The sequence below is a fragment of the Streptomyces sp. NPDC032721 genome, assembly GCF_055579625.1.
Map to the genome: position 1 here is coordinate 203,637 of NZ_JBVIMX010000010.1, position 15,115 is coordinate 218,751.

General features: G+C 70.4%; 14 protein-coding genes and 1 pseudogene. 6 read left to right on the forward strand and 9 right to left on the reverse strand.

Going from position 1 to position 15,115, the window contains the following annotated elements:
• Positions 1–3: 3 nt before the first annotated feature.
• Positions 4–537 carry a TetR/AcrR family transcriptional regulator gene (locus ACZ5PB_RS22245; RefSeq protein WP_468693596.1) on the reverse strand — a complete coding sequence of 178 codons (534 nt, stop codon included), beginning with the start codon at positions 535–537 and terminating at the stop codon, positions 4–6.
• An 11-nt stretch (positions 538–548) separates the two neighbouring features.
• Between ACZ5PB_RS22245 and ACZ5PB_RS22250 the strand changes: the two are divergent.
• Positions 549–911 (forward strand): annotated as a pseudogene (locus ACZ5PB_RS22250) (EamA family transporter); the annotation flags it as partial.
• Positions 912–936: 25 nt separating this feature from the next.
• Here ACZ5PB_RS22250 and ACZ5PB_RS22255 read toward each other — a convergent pair.
• Positions 937–1,866, reverse strand: a complete 930-nt coding sequence (locus ACZ5PB_RS22255) for a LysR family transcriptional regulator (RefSeq protein WP_468693443.1) — start codon at positions 1,864–1,866, stop codon at positions 937–939.
• 113 nt (positions 1,867–1,979) lie between these two features.
• Here ACZ5PB_RS22255 and ACZ5PB_RS22260 point away from each other — a divergent pair, with 113 nt between their 5' ends.
• The gene (locus ACZ5PB_RS22260; RefSeq protein WP_468693597.1) at positions 1,980–2,507 is read left to right on the forward strand and encodes a DapH/DapD/GlmU-related protein; all 528 of its coding nucleotides are present in this window, start codon (positions 1,980–1,982) and stop codon (positions 2,505–2,507) included.
• Positions 2,508–2,598: 91 nt separating this feature from the next.
• On the forward strand, positions 2,599–3,390 hold the full coding sequence (locus tag ACZ5PB_RS22265) for a DUF4253 domain-containing protein (RefSeq protein ID WP_468693444.1): 792 nt from the start codon (positions 2,599–2,601) through the stop codon (positions 3,388–3,390).
• A gap of 118 nt (positions 3,391–3,508) precedes the next feature.
• On the opposite strand, the gene ACZ5PB_RS22270 is transcribed toward ACZ5PB_RS22265, so the two are convergent.
• Positions 3,509–4,096 (reverse strand): TetR/AcrR family transcriptional regulator, encoded by a 588-nt coding sequence (locus tag ACZ5PB_RS22270; protein WP_468693445.1) that lies wholly within the window; start codon positions 4,094–4,096, stop codon positions 3,509–3,511.
• A gap of 155 nt (positions 4,097–4,251) precedes the next feature.
• On the opposite strand from ACZ5PB_RS22270, the gene ACZ5PB_RS22275 reads away from it, so the two are divergent.
• Entirely contained in the window at positions 4,252–5,211 is a 960-nt protein-coding gene (locus tag ACZ5PB_RS22275; protein ID WP_468693446.1) for an alpha/beta hydrolase family protein, read from the forward strand.
• A gap of 266 nt (positions 5,212–5,477) precedes the next feature.
• Here ACZ5PB_RS22275 and ACZ5PB_RS22280 read toward each other — a convergent pair whose 3' ends face one another.
• Entirely contained in the window at positions 5,478–6,062 is a 585-nt protein-coding gene (locus tag ACZ5PB_RS22280) for a TetR/AcrR family transcriptional regulator (protein ID WP_468693447.1), read from the reverse strand.
• A gap of 138 nt (positions 6,063–6,200) precedes the next feature.
• Here ACZ5PB_RS22280 and ACZ5PB_RS22285 point away from each other — a divergent pair, with 138 nt between their 5' ends.
• Positions 6,201–7,085 (forward strand): class I SAM-dependent methyltransferase, encoded by an 885-nt coding sequence (locus ACZ5PB_RS22285; RefSeq protein ID WP_468693448.1) that lies wholly within the window; start codon positions 6,201–6,203, stop codon positions 7,083–7,085.
• Positions 7,086–7,135: 50 nt separating this feature from the next.
• Positions 7,136–8,815: an ATP-binding cassette domain-containing protein gene (locus ACZ5PB_RS22290; RefSeq protein WP_468693449.1), complete on the forward strand. Its 1,680-nt coding sequence runs from the start codon at positions 7,136–7,138 to the stop codon at positions 8,813–8,815.
• A 140-nt stretch (positions 8,816–8,955) separates the two neighbouring features.
• Here ACZ5PB_RS22290 and ACZ5PB_RS22295 read toward each other — a convergent pair whose 3' ends face one another.
• The 5 genes from ACZ5PB_RS22295 to ACZ5PB_RS22315 all read right to left on the reverse strand — a co-directional run bounded on the left by ACZ5PB_RS22295 (position 8,956) and on the right by ACZ5PB_RS22315 (position 15,088).
• Entirely contained in the window at positions 8,956–10,233 is a 1,278-nt protein-coding gene (locus ACZ5PB_RS22295) for an MFS transporter (RefSeq protein WP_468693450.1), read from the reverse strand.
• Between the two features lie 125 nt (positions 10,234–10,358).
• Positions 10,359–10,889, reverse strand: a complete 531-nt coding sequence (locus tag ACZ5PB_RS22300) for a carboxymuconolactone decarboxylase family protein (protein WP_468693451.1) — start codon at positions 10,887–10,889, stop codon at positions 10,359–10,361.
• 38 nt (positions 10,890–10,927) lie between these two features.
• On the reverse strand, positions 10,928–11,830 hold the full coding sequence (locus ACZ5PB_RS22305) for a hypothetical protein (protein ID WP_468693452.1): 903 nt from the start codon (positions 11,828–11,830) through the stop codon (positions 10,928–10,930).
• A gap of 154 nt (positions 11,831–11,984) precedes the next feature.
• Positions 11,985–13,196 carry a type III PLP-dependent enzyme gene (locus ACZ5PB_RS22310; RefSeq protein ID WP_468693453.1) on the reverse strand — a complete coding sequence of 404 codons (1,212 nt, stop codon included), beginning with the start codon at positions 13,194–13,196 and terminating at the stop codon, positions 11,985–11,987.
• Complete coding sequence (locus tag ACZ5PB_RS22315; RefSeq protein ID WP_468693598.1) at positions 13,193–15,088, reverse strand: IucA/IucC family protein; 1,896 nt, start codon at positions 15,086–15,088, stop codon at positions 13,193–13,195. Before ACZ5PB_RS22315 ends, ACZ5PB_RS22310 begins: the two co-directional genes overlap by 4 nt.
• Positions 15,089–15,115: the final 27 nt, after the last annotated feature.

Below are 15,115 nucleotides of genomic sequence, written 5' to 3' on the forward strand. Positions count from 1 at the left end.
CCCTCACCCAAGGAGCACTCGCGCCTGCTCGCGCGCATGGCCGATCGCGTCCGGGAACACGTTGAGGCCGTGGGCGACGAGTGCTCCTTCGTGGAGCAGCATGAGGGTCCGGCCCACTTGGTCGGCCCTGTCCGGGGCGGCATCCCGGGCGAGGCCGGTGAACAGGTCCAGCATCCACTCCTTCTGCCCGACGATGATCGGGTACGCGGGATGGGCCGGATCGCTGATCTCCGCATGGGCGTTGACCATGCTGCACCCCTTGGAGCTGTGCTCCCGCGACCACGCGAGTGAGGCGTCGAAGACGGCGAGAACGCGCGCCGACGGTTCCGGCTGCGCGTCGTCGAGGTGCTGGGCGAGGAAGGCGCGCCAGCGTTCATCGCGGTCCGCGAGGTACTCCACGACGACTTGCCCCTTGGAGCCGAACCGGTCGTAGAGGGTCTTCTTCGTCACCCCGGCCTCGGCGGCGATCAGGTCGACGCCGACAGCATGGATGCCGCGCTCGTAGAACAGCTTCTCCGCGGCCGCCAGGACGCGCAGGGCGGCAGGCCGTGAACTTCCTGCTCTCGATCGCCATCGTGCTCTGCTGGAGTTCCGGGTTCATCGGAGCCAAGCTCGGCGCGGCGAGCACGTCCGCCGTCACGATCCTGATGTGGCGTTTCCTGCCGCTCGCCGTCATCCTGATCGTCGTTGCCGCAGCCACCACGGCGTGGCGGGGGCTCACGGTGCGGGACGTTGCCCGCCAGGCCCTGATCGGTGTCCTGTCGCAGAGCGGCTATCTGCTCACCGTCTACTACGCGATCCGACTCGGCGTCGCCAGCGGCACCACGGCCGTGATCGACGGTGTCCAGCCCCTCGTCGCCGGAGCACTCGCCGGACCGCTCCTACGCCAGTACGTCTCGCGCCGGCAGTGGCGTTTCTGTCGATTCGGTCATCCGGTCAGCGGGCCACCCAGTCCGGTGCCCACACGTCGGACGGGCAAGACGGTGCGGCGGTGCGCAGATGGTCGCGCAGCGCGGTCAGTACGGGGTGCTGGTCTCCGGTGCGGAACAGCAGCACATGCGGGTAGACCGGGGTCGGGTCGTGCAGCGGGATGCGCCGCAGGTCGTGGGCCTGGGGCCACACATACCGGTCCCCGCTGCCGACGAGGGTGGCCAGCGAGGCCGAGTCGGCCAGCATGTCCATCAGGGCCTCGTCGCCGAAGTGGGGGCCGAGCGCGTCGATGCTCAGACCGAAGGCCTCGGACAGTGCCCGGTAGAACGCCGCCCACTCCGTGCTCGGCCTGATCCCGGGGATCCAGATGCGGTGACCGCCGAGGTCCGCAGGACTGACCCGGGGCGCGTCGGCCAGCGGGTGGCGGGGGCCGACCAAGAGCTCCAGGGGTGTGTCCAGGAGTCGTTCGGCGCTGATCCCTGCCGGGACCTGGTCGGCCGGCAGGGCGCGGAAGGAGGCGTCGACGGTCCCTTCGAGCACCGCGTGGGCGGCCTGGGCGGCGTTCTCCTGGCTCAGCGTGACCGCGTCCAGCTCCGTACCGGGGCGGGAGCGGTAGAACCGGTAGACGACCTGCGCCGGGGAGATGCGCCGATGGAGGACGTCGACCCGCAGAGGACGGCTTCCGGGGCGCACCGCCTGCTCGGCGTGCTCGACGGCCGCCAAGACCTTCTTGGCGTGCGGCAGGAAGACCTGCCCGTCCAGGCTCAGCCGGGAGCCCCGGGAGGTCCGCACCAGGAGCATGACCCCGACGTGCCTCTCCAGGGCCGCGATCCGCTTGGAGACCGCCTGCTGGCTGATCCCCAGCTCGTCGGCCGCAGCCTGGAACTGACCGGTCCCGGCGACGGCCACGAACGTCCGCAGCGCTGCAACATCCACGCCCCCACCCTACTTCCACAACCACAGGTTGTATCTGCTGAGATACGAGGTTGTTTGATCGAGTGCTCTGCGCGGTGTGGAATCGGCGCATGTCTACCCGCACAGAGCAGGTCATGTACGTACAGACACCGGAGTTCGCGAGTCATGCGGACCGCATCATGGAGGTGACCGACGCGACGTCCCGACTGAACGTGCTTCCATTCAGCGACAGCAAAGGCCGCGCGGAACTACTTTCCGTTGTATTTGGCGGACCGCTCCCGGAGTCGGTGGTGATCTACCCGCCGTTCTTCACCGAGCACGGCCTCAATACGACGTTCGGGGAGAACGTCTTCGTCAACCAGGGCTGCACCTTCATGGACAGGGGAGGCATCCGCATCGGGAACGGCGTCATGATCGCCCCGAAGGTCAGCCTCATCACCGGAGGCCATCCACTGCCCCTGGCCGAGCGCCGCGAGTACCTCTCCTTCGCCCCGATCGTCATCGAGGACGACGTCTGGATCGGAACGGCTGCCGTGATCACGCAGGGGGTGACCATCGGCGCGGGTGCGGTGATCGCGGCGGGCGCGGTGGTCACTCGTGATGTACCGGCCGGCACCGTGGTCGCGGGAGTGCCCGCCCGGGTGCTCAAGACGATCGGCTGATCCCGCTGCCTCGTTACGCCCGCCTGTCAGGCCGACAGTTGGACCGCATTTAGCGGATACGCCTTGGAGTGCCACGTTCTAAGGTGCGTCCATGCCGTTCGCCTTGCCTGATGCTCTGCCGCCCGGCCGGTTCCTGGCGCGTGATTCCGTATGCGTGTGGGTCTCGGACGACTTCCCGCCGGACGTCGTACGGCTGTGGCCCCGTCTGCTGAGCGGCCACGGGGCGCACGGCCTGGTTCCGCTCCTGTACCGGCCCGACTCGATGGGACGGCCGCTCGGCCTGGACCGTATCGAAGCGGTCCACCTGGAGTCGGCGCTGGCTGCGGACTTCGCTGAGTACCGCCGCAAGAGGCTGCCCTTCTGGACGAACCCGACGCCCGCTCCGGCTCCGGCTCCTGAAGGAATCGAGCCGTGGCCACACGACCCCGGGCCGCCCTTCGACCAGTGGCCAGGCCTGGCACCGCCGATGCCTGCCTCCTCCGCAGGCCCGACTCCGGAGGAGGCTGCGGCAAGCCTGCTGGCCCAGCTCAACGAGACGGGCGAGTTCGAGCTGAACGAGTACCGACTCGTGCTCGTACCTGCCCAACGGGCAAGCGACGCCTTGGCGTTGACGGGTTGGTCTGCGGAGGCGCCACTTCCACTGCTGTGTGCACTCCTGCGGAGTTGGGAGGACCGCTTCGGGGCCCGGGCGGTGGCAGTGTTCGGCAGCGAGCTGCACGTATCGGTCGCGAGACCTCCCGCCGAAGCGGAACACGCGAACCTGCTCGCCCTGGAACACGTGCTCTCCACCGCGAACAACATCGTCGATGACCCACCCACACCGTTCCCCGAGTACGCGACGGACCTCGTGGGGCGGACTTCCTGGTCGTTCTGGTGGGACTAGGCATGACGACTCGGCTGTCTCGGTAGGTCGGTACCGCAATTCCTTCTTCGGGCTTCGGGCTTCGGGCGGGGTGGCAGCATGAAGCGATTGATCCCGCTCGCGCGAAAAACCGGACCGTCTACGGGAGCCGCAGCCCCTGAAGGAGCAGTTCGATCAGCCTTCGGGGGTCGTAGCGGGGGTCGCTGTCGCGTCCGATGCAGAGGTTGCCGATGCCGCGCATGAGTTCGTACGGCTGCATGCCGGGCCTGATCTCGCCCGCGTCGACGGCGGCGTCGAGCAGCTGGGCGCAGACGGGCATCAGCCGGTCGAGGAAGTGGGTGTGCAGCGTGGCGAAGCGGTCGCTGTCGGACTGGAGGGCGTCGGCGAGTCCGTGCTTGGTGACCAGGAAGTCGGTGAAGAGGTCGACCCACTGACGCAGCGCGTCGAACGGGGAGCCGGCCTCGGCCAGCAGCTTCGGACCGGCTTCCGCGCAGGCCTCGATCTGATGGTGGTAGACGGCGGTGACCAGGTCCGCCCTGGTGGGGAAGTGGCGGTAGAGCGTGCCCAGTCCGACACCCGCCCGGGTCGCGATCTGGCGGATCGGTGCGTCGATCCCCGAGGTCACGAACACCTCAGCGGCGGCGTCGAGCAGCGTCTGCTGGTTGCGTACCGCGTCTGCTCGCTTGCTGCGGGCCGACGCTCCTTTGGCCGGGCCTGCTGTGGGCACCGCGCACTCCTTCCGAGGACCGTTGACTAAACGGATCAGTGTTCCGTATCGTAAGTGGAACAACGATCCGCTTTCAGGTTAGCTGACTGCGGGCGCTCCGCCATACCGCCGTCGCCGTACGCGGCCGGCGGTGGTCATCGAAGGGCATGCTCCTCATGAGTGCACCTGCGTACACAGCCGACACCATCCACTCCCCCACCCCCGTCCTTTCGGTCAGCCCGGTGGTGCTGCCGACCCCGGACCGCGCCGTGGACCTCCAAGTGCGCGTCTCCGCACCGGTGTCCGGAACCGAGCTCCCGGTCATCCTCCTCTCGCACGGTCTCGGCCACTCCCACCACCTCTCCTCCCTCAACGGCTACGCCCCGCTCGCCAACTCCTGGGCCGCACGCGGCTTCGTCGTCATCCAGCCCACCCACCTGGACTCCAGGTCACTGAGCCTGGACTCCGACACCTCCGGGACCGCCGATCACTGGCGCACCCGGGCCGAGGACATGACGCGCATCCTCGACCGGCTCGACGCGATCGTGGACGCCGTCCCACAGCTCGCCGGGCGTCTCGACCGGAGCCGGGTCGCCGTCGCCGGGCACTCCATGGGCGGGCACACCGCGAGCCTGCTGCTCGGCGCCCAACTCACCGATCCGCACGACGGAACGACGGTGAACCTGGCCGATCCCCGTATCAAGGCGGGCATCCTACTCGCCGCGCCCGGCCGCGGCGGCGACGCCCTCACCGAGTTCACGGTCGAGAACTACTCCTTCTTCCTGACCACCGACTTCTCCACGATGACGGCGCCCGCCCTCGTGGTCGCCGGCGACAAGGACGCCTCCACCTTCTTGACGGTCAGCGGCCCGGACTGGCACACCGACCCCTACGTCCTCTCCCCCGGCCCCAAGTCCCTGCTCACCCTGTTCGACGCGGAGCACTGCCTCGGCGGGATCTCCGGCTACGACGTCGCCGAAACCACGGACGAGAACCCCGAACGGGTCGCCGCCCTCGCTGAACTCGTCGTGGCCTACCTGCGCAGCGAGCTCTACCCCGGCGACCCCGCCTGGCAGACGGCTCGGGACACGGTGACGACCGACCCCGACCCGATCGGCCGGGTCGACTCCAAGTAGTCCGGTGCAGGCAGTCCGTTCCAAGTAGTCCGGTGCAGGTAGTCCGTGCAGGTAGTCCGTGCAGGCCAGCTCCCCGGGATGACCCCACCCCACGCGCCTGACTTCCTGTCAACTCCCGGACGAGCTGCAGACCGGCTTCGGCTGACCGGGCCGGTTGGCGCCGCAGCCGTACGGGGACCGGGTGGGCGAGTCGTCACCGCGGAGCGGGCTGAGCCACCCGGGAACCACCGTCGTCACTCGCCCCACCTTGATCCAGAAAAAACCGCCTAGCCGTCCACCAGCGCGGCCACCAGGCGTGCCATGGCGGGCCGTGGGTCCGGGGTGTCGGTCCAGCTCGTCATCAGGAGGTGGTGGGCCGTACCGACGAGGGCCAGGGCCGCCGTGTCCGGGTCGGCGGTTTCGGGCACCCGGCCCAGTTCCTGTTCGGCCTTCAGGTAGCTGGTGATGGCCTTCTCGATGGCGGCGAAACCCGGTGCGCCGCCCTCCAGGGCCTCACGGACGCGCAGTGTGGCGGCGGGGCGCGTCATGGCCAGGCCGGAGATGGCGGGGCCGCCGGAGTCGAACAGGGTGAAGGCTACGGACACGAGGTTCTGCGTGACCGTGTCCTGTCCGGCGCGCTCCGGCAGTGCCTGCGCCTTCGCCGCCGCCCGTGCGAAACGGTCCAGGCACAGCGCGGCCACGAATTCGTCGAGTCCCGCGAAGTGCGTGTGCAGCAGGCCCTTGGCGCAGCCCGCTTCGGTGGTGACGGACCGGCTGGTGAGCGCGCCGGGGCCGTCCCTTTCCACGACCCTCTCGGCCGCCGCGAACAGCCGCTCGCGCACGTCCGGTGTCGCCACTCCGCGCGGTGACATGAGTTCCTCTTTCCGTTCCGGCCCTGCCGCCCTCGAAGGGCACAACCCTCCGCATCGTATCGGGGATTGCCAGTTTGGGCATGCGCCCATACTGTTTGGGCGAGCGCCCATTCTCGTCATCCATCACAGGAGGCACCCGTGTCGGACATCGTCAACACCCAGCAGGCACAGGCATGGAACGGCCCCGAGGGCACCCACTGGGCCCGCAACCACGACCGCTGGAACGCCGTGAACGAGGGCTTCAACGACCTGCTGCTCGACGCCGCCGGAATCGCCGGAATCACCGGGGACCACCGGACCCTCGACCTCGGCTGCGGCTCGGGGCAGACCACGCGCCTCGCCGCACTCCGGGCTCCCCGGGGCCACGCGCTCGGCCTCGACCTGTCCGGCCCGATGCTGGCCGAGGCCCGCACCTGCGCCGAGCGCGAGAACATCGCCAACATCGCCTTCGCGCAGGCCGACGCACAGGTGTACCCGTTCGCAGCGGGCGCCTTCGACGCGGCGATCAGCCGTTACGGGGTGATGTTCTTCGCCGACCCCGCAGCCGCCTTCAGCAACGCCGGCCGGGCCCTGCGGCCCGGCGGGCGGCTGGCGTTCGTCTGCCCGTCCGTGGCCGAGCTCAACGGCTGGGTGACGGCGTTCGCCTCACTGCGCGACTTCCTGCCGGTCGGCGACTTCGGGCAGCCGGGGACCCCCGGCATGTTCTCCCTGGCCTCGCCGGACCACGTCCGCAGCATCCTCACCGCGGCCGGATTCATCGACATCTCTCTCAACCAGGCGCAGGTTTACGGGACTTGGGGTCGCGACGCCGAGGACGCGGCCGACTTCCTGCTGGGGACCGGACCCGGTCGCCATCTGATGGAGCAGGCCGACGCGGCCACCCAGGACCGCGCCCGCCGCACCCTGACGGACCACCTGCGCGACCACGAAGCAGCCGACGGTACGGTCCGGCTGCTCAGCACCTCGTGGCTCGTCACGGCGGATCGCCCGACCGGCACGCCGGCCAGGGGTGGGCAGGGTTAGGGGCGGAAAAGCACAGGCGCTTCGTATCACCGCCGCGATAACTTCCGCACGTGGGATATATCGATGTGAACTCTCTTTCTTACACCCTGCCGGACGGCCGGGTGCTGCTCGATGAGATCTCGTTCCGGGTCGGTGAGGGGGCCAAGGCCGCGCTCATCGGCGCCAACGGGTCCGGGAAGACCACGTTGCTGCGGATGATCGCGGGAGACCTGGCACCCCACGGCGGGGCGGTGAACCGGGGCGGAAGCCTCGGCGTCATGCGGCAGTTCATCGCCCGCGAGGGTGACCAGGTGCGTGATCTGCTGTTATCGGTGGCCGACCCGCGCGTCCGGCGCGCCGCGGCCACCGTCGACAAGGCGGAAGCGGCCATGGAGGCGCGCGGGAGCACCGCCGCGCAGCTGGCGTACGCCAACGCCCTTGCCGAATGGGGCGATGCCGGGGGCTACGACGCCGAGGTGCTGTGGGACGTGTGCACCACCGAGGCTCTCGGTATGCCCTTCGACCGGTGCAGTAGGCGCGCCGTGTCCACGCTGTCCGGCGGCGAGCAGAAGCGGCTGGTGCTCGAAGCACTGCTGCGCGGCCCCGACCAGGTGCTCCTGCTGGACGAGCCGGACAACTTCCTCGACGTACCCGGCAAGCGGTGGCTGGAGAGCCGGCTGCTCGAAGCTCCGCAGACCGTCCTGTTCATCAGTCACGACCGCGAGTTGCTCGCCCGCACCGCACAGAGCATCGTCACCGTCGAGCTCGGCGCGGCGGGCAACACCGCCTGGGTCCACCCCGGCGGCTTCGGCAACTACCACCGGGCCAGGGTGGATCGCTTCGAGCGCTTCGACGAGATGCGCAACCGCTGGGACGAGGAGCGCGCCAAGCTCAAGGCCCTCGTGCAGATGTACAAGCAGAAGGCCTCCTACAACTCGGACATGGCCTCCCGCTACCGCGCCGCCCAGACCCGGCTCGACAGGTTCGAGAAGGCGGGGCCGCCGCCCGCCCAGCCGCGCGAGCAGCAGCTGTCGATGCGGCTGCGCGGCGGGCGCACCGGCAAGCGTGCGGTGGTCTGCGAGAGCCTCGAACTCACCGGTCTGATGAAGCCGTTCGACCTTGAGGTCTGGTTCGAGGACCGGGTCGCCGTGCTCGGTTCCAACGGTTCCGGCAAGTCGCACTTCCTGCGACTGCTCGCCTCCGGCGGCAGCGTCCCCGAGCCCGAACACGAGCCGGTGGGTGACCTTCCGGTCGAGCCCGTCCGGCACGAGGGGCTGGCACGCCTGGGCGCGCGGGTGCGTCCCGGCTGGTTCGCGCAGGTGCACGGGCGGCCCGATCTGGCCGGCCGTACGCTGGTGGACATCCTGCACCGGGGCGACGAGCGCCGGGAGGGGCTGCCCCGCGAGGAGGCCTCGCGGGCACTGGCCCGGTACGAGTTGGCCGGTGCGGCGGAGCAGACCTTCGACTCCCTGTCCGGCGGGCAGCAGGCGCGTTTCCAGATCCTGCTGCTCGAACTCGGCGGTACGACGCTGCTGTTGCTGGACGAGCCTACCGACAACCTCGACCTGGTCTCCGCCGAGGCGCTGCAGCACGCGCTCCGCGCCTTCGAGGGGACGGTCCTCGCGGTCACCCACGACCGGTGGTTCGCCCGGGACTTCGACCGGTTCCTGGTCTTCGGTTCCGACGGCACCGTCTACGAGTCGCCGGAGCCGGTGTGGGACGAGAAGCGGGTGGTACGGGAGCGTGGGTGACCGAGATCGAGGCGGCATTTCGCCTCCTGGTCGCCGAAGGTCTCACCGGAGTCTCGCTGCGGAAGGTGGCCGCCGAATCGGGATGGAACATCGGTTCCGTACGCCACTACTTCGACGATCACCCTGATCGGGAGGCTTCTTCACGCCGCCTTGGACAGGGTGGACCTGTCCGTCCGGGACGTGTGCCGCAGGGGCGTCGGCCGGCCGGTCACGACAGTCCCGCGTCCCTCGTGCCGCGGCCACAGGAGGAGGGCGCCTGCCGTGCCCGCCCCCGCGAGGGCCGCGAGGACCGACCAGGTGAGGGTGAGGCCGCCGTTCGTACCGAGCCATCCCGCGACGGGGTAGGTGCCCAGCCAGGCCAGGTGCGACAGGGAGAACTGGGCCGCGAACACCTCGGGGATCGCGCCGCGCCCGGCGGAGGCGCGCAGCACCTTGCCCGTCGGCGTGATGACCAGTGCCATCCCGATGCCGATCACGGTCCAGACGATCGCCGTACCGGTCCAGGTGAGAAGTCCGGCCGCCAGGAGCGTCATCGCGCCGGCCGTGCCGCCGACGAGGACTCCGGCGCCGGTCATCATCACCGTACGGGCGGCAATCCGGTCGAGGACGCGCGGCAGGACGAGAGCGGCCAGGAGGGTTCCGGTGCCGGAGGCAGCGAGCATCCAGGCGACGTCCGACTGTGTGCCGCCGAGCTCGTCCCGCACGAAGTTGACGGTGTTGACGACGACGATCGAACCTGCCGCCGCGACCACGAGGTTGAGCGCCATGATCCCGCGCAGCCGTGGCGTCACCAGGAAGGTCCTGATGCCCGAGGTGGCCCTGTCCCATGCATGGGTGCGGGTGCTGGGGCGGGCGTTGGGGACGCGGGCCGAGAGGACCAGCAGCGCGGAGACGAGGAATCCGACGGAGGTGCCCAGGAAGAGCCAGTTGAACGTCATGAACGTCAGGGCGACGGCTGCCAGTACGGGACTCAGCAGGCTCTCCATCGTGGAGGCGACCTGGGAGGCGGACAGTGCGCGGGTGTAGTCGGACTCGTCGGTGACGATGTCGGGGATGACGGCCTGGAACGTCGGGGTGAACGCCGCGGACGCGGCCTGGAGCACGCCGATCAGTACGTAGATGTGCCAGACCTCGGTGATCAGCGGCAGTGCCAGGACCACCGCGCCTCGGACCACGTCGAGGGTGACCAGGAGGGTTCTTCTGGGAAGTCGGTCGACGTACGCGGCGGCCAGCGGGGCTATAACCACGTACATGACCATCTTGATCGTCAGGGCGGTGCCGAGGACCAGGCCGGCGGACGGCCCCGCGAGGTCGTAGGCGAGGAGGCCGAGGGCCACGGTGGTCAGTCCCGTACCGAACAGGGCGATGACCTGGGCACCGAACAGGCGGCGGTAGTCGCGGATCGCGAACAGAGTCATGACGGATTCCTTGGGTGGCCATGGACGCCCGTGGATCGATGTCCATGGGTGTCCGTGGGTGTCCGTGGGGTGGGGCGCGGCCCCGGGGCTTCTGCGCTGTCCCGCGACAACAGGCGGGGGTGTCCTTACGCACTGACTTCGTCTCCCGGTGTGAGGCCGGCGAGCAGGTTGAACGCGCCGGTGAGGATGTTGAGCGAGACGACTCCGACGACGTCGGCTATCGCGCGGTCGCTGTAGCCGTGCTCGCGCAACGCGGTGACCTGTGCGTCGGTGATCGACGTCGGCTCGCGGTAGATCTGGAAGGCGAGGGTGATGACCGCCGCGATGGCGGGGTCGGCCGAGGTGCCCGCGCGGGCGCGCTCGATCTCTTCCTCGTCGACTCCCAGGGAACGGGCGGCCGTGAGGTGCGCGTCGAGGCACAGTCCGCATCCCTGGCGGACCTGGACGGCGATCGAGATCCGTTCGCTGATCCTGCGGTCGAGTTTGGCCCGTCCCATGGCCCGGCTGAGCTGGAGGTAGCCGCCAAGTACGGCCGGGGAGTGGGCCATCGTCGAAACCATGTCGCCGATCCGGCCGTGGCGGGAGACCAGGTCGGCGAGGAGGTCGCGCGAGGCGCCGACCGCCGTGTCGGGCGTGAGTCGGGTCAGGCGGGGCATGACGTTCCTTTCGTACGAGGGAGGTGGGGGGAGCGCGGTCAGTGGTGTGCGTGGTGGCCGTGGTCGTGGTGGTGGTTCTCGTGCGCAGGTGCGGCCTCGGGTTCCGCAGCCGGTCGGGGGGTGGCCGTGGCCGTGGCCGTCCGTACGGTGAACTCGGCCGTGCGGACCGTGCCGTCGTGCTGGAAGTCCAGGAACAGGCGGTACGTGCCTGCCGTCGGCGCGACGGCCATGAAGGCGATCTCGGGGCCCGGCGCGGTGACGCCGTCACCGGGCTCGCCCTCCGGGTGGACGTGGAGGTAGCCGAGGTCGCCGACCCGCAGCGCCACCAGGTGTCCGTACGCGGCCAGGTAGGGCTGGAGGTCGGTGACGGGGCGGCCGTTCCTGCTGACGGTGAGGGTCAGTTCGCTCGCCTCTCCGGGCAGGAGTTCGCCCTTGAGCGCGACCGTGTACTCGCCGATCCGGGCCAGCCCGGTGGCCTCGGGAAGCGGCCTCGGGTCGTACGCTCCGGCGACCGCCGCGTCTATCCCCAGCGTCATGGTTCCGCCGTGGCCTGCCGGGTGTACGTCCGCGAAGAACCGCCAGTCCCCCGGTTCCAGGGTCAGTTCGACGCTCCAGGTGCCCTTCTCGTCCCTCACCGGGTGCACGTGCTGGAACCCGGCCGTGTCGCGCCGGACGGCGATGAAGTGCAGCTCCTTCTCGTGCTCGGGCGTGAACTCGGTCACCGGCCGCCCGTCGGGGCCCAGCACCCGGAAGATGATGGGCTGCGGGCCGGCGGCGAGGATCGTCGAGTCGAGTTCGAGGGTGTACCCGTGCTCGGAGACCGAGAGGCCTCCGGGCTGGGCTCCGGCGTGGGCTGCGTGGCCGGCGTGACCGCTGTGGCCGGCGTGACCGCTGTGGCCGGCGTGACTGCCATGGTCGGTGTGGCTGCCGTGGTTCTTCATGACAACTCCCTGGGTGCGATGCGTCTGCTGCGTTGCCCGTTCAGGACGACGATCGTAACCATATACCCCCGGGGGGTATTCCGGAGCGCCTCCGCGGCAGAAATTTCAAGATCGGTCGGGGTGAGGTCGGGGGGAGGTCGGGGATCGGTCGGGTTCAGTCGTCCGCGTCGAGGAAGTGGAAACCGGGGCGCGGGTGCATGAGGAAGTCGTGGTGCGAGATGTTCCAGGCGTAGGCGCCCGCCAGGCCGAAGGCCACCCGGTCGCCCGCCCTCAGCCCGGCCGCCGGAACGTGGCGGGCGAGGGTGTCCTTGGGCGTGCACAGCTGGCCCGTGAGGGTGACCCGGTCGTCGTCGGCCGTCGGTCGCGGCCAGGGGTGGGGCCAGGGGGCCGTGGGGAGAACGGTGCAGGGCTGGTCGTGGCCCTTGGTCGCCGGGGTGCGGATGTGGTGGGTGCCGCCACGGACCACGGCGAACTCCTCGCCGTGGCTGCGCTTGATGTCCAGGACCTCGGTGGCGTACCAGCCGCAGTAGGCGGTCAGTGCGCGGCCCGGTTCGATCCGCAGGGTCAGGCCCGGGTGTGCCTCGGCGAGGCGGGCGAGGCCCGCGCCGTAGGCGGACCAGTCGAAGCGCTGCTCGGGGGCTCCGTAGTCGACGTTCATGCCGCCGCCGACGTTGACCTCCGTGAGGCGGATCCGGTGCCGTGCGGCCAGTCCGGTGGCCCAGGTCAGCACGGAATCGGCCCCGGTGAGCTGGTCGGCCGCTTCGAGACCGCTGGCCAAGTGGGCGTGGATTCCCCGTAGTTCGAGGTGCGGGTAGGTGCCGTCGGTCAGGAGGGCGACGGCGGTGTCCGCCTCGGCGGGGTCGAGGCCGAACGGGGTGGGGCGGCCCCCCATGGCCAGCGAACTGCCCGCCAGTGAGGCGGTGGACAGGGGCAGGTTGAAGCGGAGCAGGACGGTCACGCTCGTGTCCGGTGCCCTCCGGCCTGCCAGCGTTCCCAGTACGTGGAGTTCGTGGACGCTCTCGACGTGGAAGCGCGTCACGCCCTGTTCCAGCGCGCGGGTGATCTCGGCCGCCGTCTTGCCGGGGCCGCCGAAGGCCAGCGGGTGGCTCGGAACCGCCTTGCCGACGTGCGCGAGTTCGCCGCCGGAGGAGACCTCGTACCCGTCGACGTACGGGCCGAGTGCCGCGAGGATCTCCGGCTCGGGGTTGGCCTTGGCCGCGTAGTAGAGCTCCACGCGGTCGGGGAGGGCTGCCCGTACTGACGCGGCGTGGTCGCGCAGGGCGGCCAAGTCGTAGAGGTAGGCGGGCAGTTCGGACGCGGTCAGGTCTCGGATCCGGTCGCGTACCGAGGAGGTGGGTGCGGTCATCGTGCGCTCCGGGTGGCCTGGGTGGTCCGGGTGATCGGGGTGATCCGGGTGTTCTGGTCGTGGGCCGCTTCCGACAGCACGTCCTCGGCGAGCGGGGAGGCGAGCCTGACGTAGCCGGCCTCGCGGTCCGCCTTGCGTTCCCAGCGGGTGAGCAGGTTGGCCTTGGCGGGCAGCGGCACTCCGGCGAGGAGTGCGGCGAGCCGGGGTGGGCAGCCGTGCTGGTCGGCGTACTCCTGCAAGGTGGCCCGTACTTGCGCCCACAGCGCGGGTTCGGACTGCGGGTGCAGGTCCGCGAGTGCGGCGAGCATCTCGGCGACGTGGTTGACCAGCAGGCAGTAGACGACCCGGTCCCAGCCACGTTCCGCGTCGTACGTCATCGGACCGGCGACGTCGGCGGGCAGCGCGGCCAGCGCGGCGGCGTGCCGCTCGGGCAGGAGCTTGGTGCCCTCCAGGTCGCGGAAGAGGACCTGGGCGGGCATGCCGTCGTCGTCGACACCGACGACGACGTTCTGGAGGTGCGGTTCCAGGACGAGTCCGTGGTCGAAGTAGGCGGCCAGGACCGGCGGTACGAGCAGTTTCAGGTACGCAGCCCACCAGTCGAGCGCGGTCTGCGGCGCCGCTCCGTCGAGGAGGAACGAGAGGTGGCCGGGCCCGGTCGGGTACTCGTCGGCGACCGCTGCGGCGAGCAAGGGCGTTGTGCCCGGGAGGAGTTGGCGGGACAGCCCCTCACGGACGATCACGCCGAAGCCCTCCAGCAGCGCGCGGTCGGGGGTCCCGTCGGGGCCGGGCAGGGCCAGGCTGCGGTAGGCGGGCTCGCGGAGCACGGCGCTGCCGGGGAAGCGGTCCGCCAGGTCGGCGAGTGCGGGCTCCAGCATGCGGGTCAGGGCGACCGCGCCCGAGAGTTCGTAACTGGCGTTCTTGCGCAGGCAGTTGGTGATGCGGACGTTGAGGCTGAACTTCAGGAACGTATCGCCGTCGTAGAGCGTGCGCACGGACGCGGTGGCGGCGAAGGGCCGGCCCTGCGGCCCCAGGTCCAGGACGTCGCCCCGGTCGACGGCCGCCCGCAGCAGGGGGTGCTCGCGCAGCATTTCGTACTGCCAGGGGTGTGCGGGGAGCAGCCAGTAACCGTCCGGGACGCGGCCCTCCGGGAGGTCGGCGCGCCCCCGGTCGAGCGGTTCGGTCGCACCGGGGTCCGTGCCCTCCTCGGCGGTCCCCCAGGCGGTCTCCTCGGCGATCAGCTCGGCGCGGACGGCGAGGTGGTGCAGCGGGAAGGAGGCGCCGGCCTCGGGCGCGTACGACAGCCACGACTCGGCGTCCCCGGTACGGGCCTTGGGGGTCGGGTGGAAGCGGTGGCCGAAGAGCAGGGACTGCTCGGAGGCGATGTACGTGGCCAGCCGGCCGTCCTCCGTGGGCGCGGGGGCGCGCGTCGCCGCGCGGGCGGCGAGACCTGCGGTGACGGCCTGGTGCCCGGAGGCGACCTGGTCCAGAAACTCGTCGTTGCCCGTCCCGGTCCGCAGTGACAGCTCGTCCTGGGTGTACTCGGCCAGCCGCCGCCAGTCGATCTGCACCCAGACGGCGCCCCGCTGTTCCAGCACCGGGCCGGTGAACCGGTGGGCGCCCAGCAGGGACGTACGACGCAGGGCGACGCGCAGCAGTACGCCGCGCCGGGGCAGCCGGAGCAGCAGGCAGCCGTCGGTGACGGCGCTCTGGTGCTCGGGGCCCGACACCTCGCGCAGCAGGCAGTTGAGGAGGGTGTGGGAGACGACGTCGTCCGCGCTCGGCAGGCCGCGGGGGGAGGCTGCCACGGGTACGGCTGTCGCGGGTACTGCTGCCGCGGGTACTACTGCTACGGATGCGGCTTCGGCGAGCGACGACTTGTTCAGCGGGGGCATCAACGGGCTCCAGCGGGTGCGCAGGTT